The sequence below is a fragment of the Azospirillum brasilense genome (assembly GCF_003349955.1).
GTDB classification, from domain to species: Bacteria; Pseudomonadota; Alphaproteobacteria; order Azospirillales; family Azospirillaceae; genus Azospirillum; species Azospirillum brasilense_B.
Window position 1 is genome coordinate 1 of sequence record NZ_QLKQ01000145.1, and the last position, 8,002, is coordinate 8,002.

Consider the following 8,002-nt stretch of genomic DNA (forward strand, 5'->3'; position numbering starts at 1 on the left):
CCAATCTCCCTCCCCTGCGAAGCGGGGGAGGGCCGGGGTGGGGGCAATACACATTCGGGAGGGACAGCAATGCGGCTGACGGAAGAGCAGCGGATGGTGCGCGACATGGCGCGGGACTTCGCGGCGGAGCGGCTGGCGCCCACCGCCGCCGAGCGCGACCGCACCGGCGCCTTCCCCAAGGAGGAGCTGGCCGAGATGGGCCGGCTCGGCCTGATGGGCATGCTGGTGCCGGAGGAGTTCGACGGCGCCGGCACCGACCACATCGCCTACGCGCTCGCCATCGAGGAGATCGCGGCGGGCGACGGCGCCATTTCCACCATCATGAGCGTGCACAACTCCGTCGGCTGCATGCCGATCCTGAAGTTCGGCAGCGCCGAGCAGAAGGAGCGCTTCCTGAAGCCGATGGCCCGCGGCGAGCAGCTCGGCTGCTTCTGCCTGACCGAGCCGCAGGCGGGGTCCGACGCCGCCGCCATCAAGACCCGCGCGCGCCGCGACGGCAACCACTGGGTCCTCAACGGCACCAAGCAGTTCATCACCTCGGGAAAAAACGCCGACGTCGCCATCGTCTTCGCGGTCAGCGATCCCGAGGCCGGCAAGAAGGGCATCACCGCCTTCATCGTGCCGACCGACACCCCCGGCTTCCAGGTCGCGCGGGTCGAGGAGAAGCTCGGCCAGAGCTGTTCCGACACCTGCCAGATTGTGCTGGAGGACTGCCGCATCCCCGCCGACCTGATGCTGGGCGCGGAGGGCGGCGGCTACCGGGTGGCGCTCGCCAACCTGGAGGGCGGGCGCATCGGCATCGCCTCTCAGTCGGTGGGCATGGCGCGCTCCGCGCTCGACCACGCCACCCGCTACGCCCAGGAGCGCCAGAGCATGGGCGTGCCGATCATCCAGCATCAGGCGGTGGCCTTCCGGCTGGCCGACATGGCGACGAAGGTGGAAGCCGCGCGCCAGCTCGTCCTGCACGCCGCGAGCCTCCGCGACGCCGGTGAGCCCTGCTTGAAGGAGGCGGCCATGGCGAAGCTGTTCGCCTCGGAGATCGCCGAGCGCGTCTGCTCCGACGCCATCCAGATCCATGGCGGCTACGGCTATCTGAACGATTTCCCGGTGGAGCGCATTTATAGAGACGTGCGCGTCTGCCAGATCTATGAGGGCACGAGCGACATCCAGCGGCTGGTCATCAGCCGCGCCCTGATGCAGTAGAACAAGAAGAGACGGGAGGACGACGGCCATGACCGTCCTGAAGAGCGCCCTGAACCCGCGCTCCGCCGAGTTCCAGACGAACGCCGACGCCATGTCCGCCCTGGTCGCCGACCTGCGCGAGAAGGTGGGCGCCATCAAACAGGGCGGCGGCGCGAAGGCCCGCGACAAGCACCTGTCCCGCGGCAAGCTGCTGCCGCGCGAGCGCATCCGCCAGCTCCTCGACGTGGGATCGCCCTTCCTGGAACTGTCGCAGATGGCCGCCTACAAGGTCTATGACGACGACATTCCGGCGGCGGGCATCATCACCGGCATCGGCAGCGTGGCCGGGCAGGAATGCATGGTGGTCGTCAACGACGCCACTGTGAAGGGCGGCACCTACTTCCCCCTGACGGTGAAGAAGCACCTGCGCGCCCAGGAAGTGGCTCAGCAGAACAACCTGCCCTGCATCTACCTTGTGGACAGCGGCGGCGCCAACCTGCCGAACCAGGACGAGGTGTTCCCCGACCGCGACCATTTCGGCCGCATCTTCTTCAATCAGGCCAACATGTCCGCGCAGGGCATCCCGCAGATCGCCGTGGTGATGGGAAGCTGCACGGCTGGCGGCGCCTATGTGCCCGCCATGTCGGACGAGGCGATCATCGTGCGCAACCAGGGCACCATCTTCCTCGGCGGCCCGCCGCTGGTGAAGGCGGCGACCGGCGAGGTGGTGTCGGCGGAGGACCTCGGCGGGGCGGACGTGCATTCCCGCACCTCCGGCGTGACCGACCATTACGCGATGAACGACGCCCACGCGCTCGCCATGGCGCGCAAGGTCGTGTCGAACCTGAACCGCAGCAAGCGCATCGACATGGACCTGCGCGAGCCGCAGGAGCCGGCCTACGACCCGCGCGAACTCTACGGCGTGATCCCCAGCGACCCACGCAAGCCCTTCGACGTGCGCGAGGTCATCGCCCGCGTGGTCGACGGCTCGGTGCTGGACGAGTTCAAGCCGCTCTACGGCACGACGCTGGTCTGCGGCTTCGCCCACATCTTCGGCTATCCGGTCGGCATCATCGCCAACAACGGCATCCTGTTCAGCGAATCCGCCCTGAAGGGCGCGCATTTCGTGGAGCTGTGCTGCCAGCGCGGCATTCCGCTGGTCTTCCTGCAGAACATCACCGGCTTCATGGTCGGGCGGAAGTACGAGGCGGGCGGCATCGCCAAGGACGGCGCGAAGCTGGTCACCGCCGTCGCCTGCGCCAAGGTGCCGAAATTCACCGTCATCATCGGCGGCAGCTATGGCGCCGGCAACTACGGCATGTGCGGGCGCGCCTACTCCCCGCGCTTCCTGTGGATGTGGCCGAACTCGCGCATCTCCGTGATGGGCGGGGAGCAGGCGGCGGGCGTGCTCGCCCAGGTCCGGCGCGACGCCATGGAATCCCAGGGCAGGAGCTGGGCGCCGGAGGAGGAGGAGGCGTTCAAGGCCCCCATCCGCCAGCAGTACGAAGACCAGGGCCATCCCTACTACGCCTCCGCCCGGCTGTGGGACGACGGCATCATCGACCCGGCGGACACCCGCATGGTGCTCGGCCTCGGCCTGTCGGCGTCGCTGAACGCCCCGGTCGAGAAGACCACCTTCGGCGTGTTCCGGATGTGAGCGGGGGAACGACGAGCATGAGCGACATTCTGATCGACATCGCCGCCAGCGGCGTCGCCGCCGTCACGATGAACCGGGCGGAGGTGCACAACGCCTTCAACGAGCGGGTCATCGCCGATCTGACCGACGCCGTCCTCAGGCTGGGATCGAACCCGGACGTCCGCGCCATCCTGCTGCGCGGCGCTGGCAAAAGCTTCTCCGCCGGGGCCGACCTCGGCTGGATGAAAAGGATGGCGGGTTACAGCCATGGCGAGAACGTCGAGGACGCCATGGGCCTCGCCACCATGCTGCGCACGCTGGACGAATGCCCGAAGCCGACCATCGCCGTGGTGCAGGGGCCGGCCTTCGGCGGCGGGGTGGGGCTGGTCGCCGCCTGCGACATCGCCATCGCCGCCGAGACCGCCAGCTTCGCCCTGACCGAAGTGCGGCTGGGCCTGATCCCAGCGGTCATCAGCCCCTACGTCGTCGCCGCGATGGGCGAACGCGCCTGCCGCCGCTACTTCCTGACGGCGGAGCGCTTCTCCGCCGCCGAGGCGCTGCGTCTCGGCCTGCTGCACCAGACCGTGGAGGCGACGGAGCTGGATGCGGCGGTGGAGGTGATGGTGCGCAACCTGCTGCACTGCGGCCCGGCCTCCCAGACCGCGGCGAAGGAGTTGATCCGCGCCGTGGCGCGCCGTCCGCTGGACGACGCGCTGGTCCGCGACACGGCGGAGCGCATCGCCCGCCAGCGCGCGAGCGACGAGGGGAGGGAGGGCGTCGGCGCCTTCCTGGAGAAACGCGAACCGGCGTGGCGGAGCTGAGGCCCATGGTTGTGACCGACATGTTCGACAAGATTCTGATCGCGAACCGTGGCGAGATCGCCTGCCGCGTCATCCGCACCGCCCGCCGCATGGGCATCCGCACCGTCGCCGTGTACTCGGAAGCCGACGCCCGCGCCATGCATGTGGAGATGGCCGACGAGGCCGTCTGCATCGGCCCGGCGCCGGTCGGCGAGAGCTACCTGCGCGGCGACGCGATCCTTGAGGTCGCGAAGCGCACCGGCGCCCAGGCCATCCATCCCGGCTACGGCTTCCTGTCGGAGAACGCCGGCTTCGCGGCGGCCTGCGCCGAGGCCGGCGTGGTCTTCATCGGCCCGCCGATCGAGGCCATCCGCGTCATGGGTTCCAAGGCGGAATCCAAGCGCGTGATGTCCCAGGCTGACGTGCCGCTCGTCCCCGGCTTCCACGGCGAGGCCCAGGACCTGGAGACGCTGAGCGCGGAAGCCGAGCGCATCGGCTATCCGGTGCTGGTCAAGGCCTCGGCGGGCGGCGGCGGCAAGGGCATGCGCGTGGTCCGCGCCCCTGGCGAGTTCGCCGACGCGGTGGCCGGCGCCAAGCGCGAGGCCAAGGCCGCCTTCGGCGACGACAGCGTGCTTCTGGAGAAGTATCTGGGCCGCCCACGCCATGTGGAAATTCAGGTCTTCTGCGACACCCACGGCAACGGCGTCTATCTGTTCGAGCGCGACTGCTCGATCCAGCGCCGCCACCAGAAGGTGATCGAGGAGGCCCCGGCCCCGGCGCTGCCCGACGACCTGCGCCGCCGCATGGGCGAGGCCGCGGTGGCCGCCGCCAAGGCGGTGAACTATGTCGGCGCCGGCACCGTGGAGTTCCTCTACGAGGACGGCGGCTTCTACTTCATCGAGATGAACACCCGCCTTCAGGTGGAGCATCCGGTGACCGAGAAGATCACTGGCCAGGACCTCGTGGAGTGGCAGCTGCGCGTCGCCGCCGGCGGCACGCTGCCGCTGATGCAGGACCAGCTCACCCGCCGCGGCCACGCCTTCGAGGCGCGCCTCTACGCGGAGGACCCGCAGCGCGAGTTCCTGCCGGCCATCGGCAAGCTGGTCCGCCTGCGCCCGCCCGCCGAGAACGAGCATGTCCGCGTCGACACCGGCGTCCGCGAAGGCGACGAGGTCACCATGTTCTACGACCCGATGATCGCCAAGCTGATCGTCTGGGACGAGGACCGCGACGCCGCGTTGCGACGCCTGCGGGTGGCGCTCGCCGCCTACGAGGTGGTCGGGGTGACCACCAACGTGGCCTTCCTCGGCGCCATCGCCGGCCATCCGGCCTTCCGCGCGGTGGAGATCGACACCGGCTTCATCGAGCGGCACCGCGCCGACCTGTTGCCCCCGCCAGCCCCGGTGCCGGACCGCGGGCTGGCCATCGCGGCGCTCAGCGTGCTGCTCCGCCGCAACGCCGATGCCCGCAAGGCCCGCCGCGCCGCGTCCGACCCCTGGTCGCCCTGGCTGTCGGCCAGCGGCTGGCGCCTCAACGACGACAACCACCACGACCTGCGCCTGCTCGACGGCGACACGCCGCGCGGCCTGACCCTGCATTTCCGCCCCGACGGTTACGAGATCGCGGTGGAGGGCCGCCCGGCCATCCGGGCGGAGCGGGTGACGCTCGACGGCGACACGCTGACCGCCACCATCGACGCGGTGCGCACCCGCGCCACGGTGGTCTGCCAGGGGCTGGACCTGACCATCCTGTCGGACGGATCGGTGTGGCGGCTGCATCTGGACGACCCGACCGCCCGCGCCGCGGAGCAGGAGGGCGGCTCCGGCCGCCTCACCGCGCCGATGCCGGGCACCGTCGTCCGCGTGCTGGTCGAGCCCGGCCAGACGGTGGAGGCGGGCGCTCCGCTGATGCTTCTGGAAGCGATGAAGATGGAGCACACCATCAAGGCCCCCGCCGCCGGCACGGTCAGCGCCGTCAACTTCGCGGCGGGCGATCAGGTGTCCGAAGGCGTGGACCTGCTGGTCCTCGACGTGGCGGAGGGATGAGCATGCGCCTGCCGAAGAGCGTCCGCATGGTGGAGGTCGGCCCACGCGACGGCCTCCAGAACGAAAAGCAGATCGTCCCGACGGCCGTGAAGATCGGTCTGGTCGACCGGCTGACCGAGGCCGGGCTGACCGCCATCGAGGCCGGCAGCTTCGTGTCGCCCAAATGGGTCCCTCAGATGGCCGACACGCCGGACGTCTTCGCCGGCATCCGGCGCAAGGACGGCGTGCGCTACGTCGCCCTCACCCCGAACGCCAAGGGGCTGGAGGGCGCGCTCGCCGCCCGCGCCGACGAGGTGGCGGTCTTCGCCGCCGCGTCGGAGAGCTTCAGCCAGAAAAACATCAACTGCTCCATTGCCGAAAGTCTGGACCGCTTCGTCCCGGTCCTGGAGCAGGCGAAGGCCCGGGGCGTGCCGGTGCGCGGCTACGTCTCCTGCGTGCTCGGCTGCCCCTACGAGGGCGAGATCGCGCCGGCGGCGGTGGCCGAGGTGGCCGGGCGGCTGCTGGAGATGGGCTGCTACGAGGTCTCGCTCGGCGACACCATCGGCACCGGCACGCCGGCCAAGGCCCAGGCGATGATCGCGGCGGTGGCGGAACGCGTGCCGATGGAGCGCCTGGCGGTGCATTTCCACGACACCTATGGGCAGGCGCTTGCCAACATCCTGGCGACGCTGGAGATGGGCGTGGCGGTGGTGGACAGCTCGGTCGCCGGGCTCGGTGGCTGCCCCTACGCCAAGGGGGCGTCGGGCAACGTGGCGAGCGAGGACGTGCTCTACATGCTGAACGGGCTGGGCGTCGAAACGGGGGTGGACCTCGACCGGCTGGTGGCGGCTGGCGCTTATATCAGCGATGCCATTGGCCGCCCGACCGCCTCGAAGGTCGCCCGCGCGCGGGGATGTGCGTAAAACACGGGGAAAGAGGGAAGGGAAGGGCGCCATGAGCTTCACGAACCTGCTGGTGCATGTGGACGACAGCGACCGCTGCGGGGAGCGGCTGACCGTCGCCCTGACCCTGGCGCAGAAGCATGGCGCCACGCTGACCGGCCTGTTCGCGCAGAGCGACAGCTCCGGCGCCGGCATCGTCACGCGCAAGGCCGGCCCGGCGCTGACCCAGGCGGCGCAGCGGGCGCGGGAAATGTTCGAGGAGAAGGCCCGCGAGGCCGGCGTGACGACGCGCTGGTGGCAGCTCGGCCACGGCGAATACGGCCATGTCATCGCCGAGACGGTGATCTGCTCGCGCTACGTCGACCTCGCCGTCTTCGGCCAGCACGACCCGGAGGACAGCCGCGTCCCGGCGGATCTGCTCGAGGAGGTGGTGCTGAACGCCGGGCGCCCGATCCTGGTCGTGCCGCACAGCGGCAGCTACCCGCAGTTCGCCGACCGCCCGGTGATCGCCTGGAATGGCAGCCGCGAGGCCGCGCGCGCCGTCAACGACGCGCTGCCGCTGCTGAAGCAGGCGAGTTCCGTGCTTCTGCTCGCCTTCCACACCCAGCCGCGGGCGGAGGGGGGCGGCAACGTCCCGCAGGTCGACATCCTGGAGCATCTGGCGAGCCATGGCGTGACGGCCACGCAGGAACGCATGACCATCGCCAGCATGACCCCCATGGACGCCGTGCTGTCGCGCGCGTCGGACCATGGCGCCGATCTTCTGGTGATGGGCGGCTTCGGCGGCTATGGCGGCTCGCTGTTCCCGCTGTTCGGGCGGGGCAGCAACACCCGCCAGATTCTGCGCCAGATGACCCTTCCCGTTCTGTTGTCGCACTGAGTGTGTTCGCCCGAAACGTTGTTCGCACGAAACAAGGAAAGAAGAAGAAATGGCTGACGAGATGGCTCGCGATCCGCGCGAGGTGATGGAGTACGACGTCCTTGTCGTCGGAGCCGGCCCGTCGGGCCTGAGCGCGGCCATCCGCCTGAAACAGCTCGCCAACGAGGCGGGCCAGGAACTGTCGGTCTGCGTCGTGGAGAAGGGCTCGGAGGTCGGCGCCCACCTGCTCTCCGGCGCGGTGTTCGAGCCGCACGCGCTGGACGAGCTGATCCCCGACTGGAAGGAGAAGGGCGCGCCGCTCACCACCCCGGCCCGCGAGGACCGCTTCCTCTTCCTCACCGAGACCAAGGCGCTGAAGTCGCCCTTCGCCCCGCCGCAGATGCACAATCACGGCAACTACATCATCTCGCTGGGCAACCTCGCCCGCTGGATGGCCGGGCAGGCCGAGGAACTGGGCGTGGAGATCTACCCAGGCTTCGCCGCGGCCGAGGTGCTCTACGACGACACCGGTGCGGTCAAGGGGGTGGCCACCGGCGACATGGGCATCGGCAAGGACGGCGAGCGGACCGCCAACTACA

General features: G+C 69.9%; 7 protein-coding genes. All 7 read left to right on the plus strand.

Annotated features, from left to right (window positions below):
- Positions 1-69 precede the first annotated feature (69 nt).
- Entirely contained in the window at positions 70-1,203 is a 1,134-nt protein-coding gene (locus DXK32_RS31465) for an acyl-CoA dehydrogenase (protein WP_114862091.1), read from the plus strand.
- A gap of 28 nt (positions 1,204-1,231) precedes the next feature.
- The gene (locus tag DXK32_RS31470) at positions 1,232-2,839 is read left to right on the plus strand and encodes a carboxyl transferase domain-containing protein (RefSeq protein WP_114862092.1); all 1,608 of its coding nucleotides are present in this window, start codon (positions 1,232-1,234) and stop codon (positions 2,837-2,839) included.
- A gap of 17 nt (positions 2,840-2,856) precedes the next feature.
- Positions 2,857-3,639 carry an enoyl-CoA hydratase/isomerase family protein gene (locus DXK32_RS31475; protein ID WP_114862093.1) on the plus strand — a complete coding sequence of 261 codons (783 nt, stop codon included), beginning with the start codon at positions 2,857-2,859 and terminating at the stop codon, positions 3,637-3,639.
- 20 nt (positions 3,640-3,659) lie between these two features.
- On the plus strand, positions 3,660-5,663 hold the full coding sequence (locus tag DXK32_RS31480) for an acetyl/propionyl/methylcrotonyl-CoA carboxylase subunit alpha (RefSeq protein WP_114862096.1): 2,004 nt from the start codon (positions 3,660-3,662) through the stop codon (positions 5,661-5,663).
- 2 nt (positions 5,664-5,665) lie between these two features.
- Positions 5,666-6,565 (plus strand): hydroxymethylglutaryl-CoA lyase, encoded by a 900-nt coding sequence (locus DXK32_RS31485; RefSeq protein ID WP_114862094.1) that lies wholly within the window; start codon positions 5,666-5,668, stop codon positions 6,563-6,565.
- A gap of 31 nt (positions 6,566-6,596) precedes the next feature.
- Positions 6,597-7,424 (plus strand): universal stress protein, encoded by an 828-nt coding sequence (locus DXK32_RS31490; RefSeq protein WP_114862095.1) that lies wholly within the window; start codon positions 6,597-6,599, stop codon positions 7,422-7,424.
- A gap of 61 nt (positions 7,425-7,485) precedes the next feature.
- Positions 7,486-8,002, plus strand: a 517-nt coding sequence (locus DXK32_RS31495) for an NAD(P)/FAD-dependent oxidoreductase (protein ID WP_162801440.1), incomplete at its 3' end; no start/stop codon positions are given.